The organism is Skermanella sp., assembly GCF_059503625.1.
This window is the reverse complement of the sequence record NZ_JCACHA010000226.1, coordinates 2,056-3,252: the sequence shown is the minus strand read 5'-3', so window position 1 is coordinate 3,252 and position 1,197 is coordinate 2,056. Positions and strand designations below refer to the sequence as shown.

Sequence of the window (1,197 nt, the reverse complement as noted above, 5' to 3'; positions counted from 1 at the left end):
GGGTCGCAGCGTGATCGACATGTCGGTCGCGACCATGGCTCGTCTCGCCAAGCTACCCAATATCGTTGGCGTCAAGGATGCCACAGCTGATTTAACCAGACCGTTAAGGACCCGTCTCGAAATTGGCCCCGAGTTCTGCCAGTTGACGGGTGAGGACGCCAGCGTCGTCGCGTTCCTGGCCCAAGGCGGGCACGGATGCATTTCCGTCACCGGGAACGTGGCGCCGGCTCAATCGGCCCAGCTTCATGCCGCTTGGCAGGCGAAGGATTGGGCGACGGTGGAAAGGCTGCGTGACCAGCTGATGCCGCTTCATAATGCGCTCTTCCTGGAAACCAGCCCGGCACCGGTCAAGTATGCCGCCAGCCTGCTCGGGATTTGCTCGGAAGAGTTGCGGCTTCCGGTCGTTCCGGTAACCGAGGCGACACGGGTAGCGGTGCGTGAGGCGATGGTAAAGGCGGGTGTGCTCAACTGAGCAAGACTGTTTGACGAACAAGAAGAAGAGGAAGCACTATGGCTAAGCCGGGTCCTGTTTCGGGCCGGATCGCGGCTCAGAACCGCCGCGCCCGGTTCGATTACTTCATCGATGAGACCCTTGAAGCGGGAATCATGCTGGTCGGAACGGAGGTCAAGTCCCTCCGCTCCGGCAAAGCGAGCATTGCCGAGTCCTATGCGGGTGAGCAGAACGGCGCGCTTTATCTGGTGAATGCCTATATTCCGGAATACCAGTTGGCTGGCCAGTATTACCAGCACGAAACCAAGCGGCCGCGCAAGTTGCTGGTCCACAAGCGGGAAATGAACCGCCTGATGGGCGCCATCAAGCGGGAGGGCGTCACGGTCGTACCGTTGTCGATCTACTTCAACGAACGGGGTGTCGCCAAAGTCGAGCTTGGGGTCGGGCGCGGCAAGAAGAAGGGCGATAAGCGCGCTGCGGAGAAAGATCGTGACTGGCAACGCGACAAAGCGCGTGTCATACGCAGCAAAGGCAAGGATTTCGACTGAACTCGGGCCTTGTCGCGACCGAAGCGATCTTGATGAGATATCGAAGTATCGTTAAATAAACAGGGCGCGGCCGAAATGCCGCGCCCTGTTCTGTTCAGTCCACCTGCGAAGTATATCAGGCGGTTTCGTACATGTTGCCGTGCGGATCGCTCGACGGCGGATCGCGGTGCTGATGCACACGGGCGATCGAGGGCGAAA

Annotated in this window: 2 protein-coding genes; both read left to right on the top strand. The window is 59.6% G+C overall.

What is annotated here, in order from left to right:
* The coding region (locus tag AC5JJ6_RS05605) for a dihydrodipicolinate synthase family protein (RefSeq protein WP_496041093.1) at positions 1–472 on the top strand (472 nt) is incomplete at its 5' end.
* A gap of 38 nt (positions 473–510) precedes the next feature.
* Entirely contained in the window at positions 511–999 is a 489-nt protein-coding gene (gene smpB, locus AC5JJ6_RS05600; protein WP_496041092.1) for an SsrA-binding protein SmpB, read from the top strand.
* The last annotated feature ends 198 nt before the right edge of the window (positions 1,000–1,197 follow it).